At 53.8% G+C, this 405-nt stretch carries 1 protein-coding gene; it reads right to left on the reverse strand.

Annotated features, from left to right (window positions below; genetic code table 11):
• On the reverse strand, positions 1 to 405 hold a 405-nt coding region (locus I6E38_RS15110; protein ID WP_235394743.1), incomplete at both ends, for a DEAD/DEAH box helicase family protein.

Genomic DNA, 405 nt, shown 5'->3' on the forward strand with positions numbered 1-405 from the left:
TCTCGCTTCTGTTCGTCACCATGTAGTGCTGCATACTGCGTGCCGTCTCCGTACCATTCTTGTTCTCCATGATGCGGTGGCTCTCGTCGTATATCACAGCGTCCCACTTGGTTTCCAGCAGCTTCTTGTTCACGCCGAAGTTAGCGAATGTGGTGATCACCACGCCCTCGCCGCTCTCCGTCGTAGCCGTTGTGCCACGCTCCTTAGCCCAGTTGTCAAGGTCGCGAATCTCCATATTCAAGTTGCGTCCGTCCTTTATCCAGTCGCTCACCTTCTTCTGGCTCGGTGTCACGATAAGTATACGTCCCTTGCCTTGCTTCACAAGTCGCTTGGCAACGCCAAGTCCCGTAAATGTCTTGCCCGTACCAGTTCCATTGGTGAACATATATCCCTTGCCGTAGGCGT

Origin of the sequence: Leyella stercorea, assembly GCF_021531355.1 — a bacterium.
In the GTDB taxonomy this organism is placed as follows: domain Bacteria; phylum Bacteroidota; class Bacteroidia; order Bacteroidales; family Bacteroidaceae; genus Prevotella.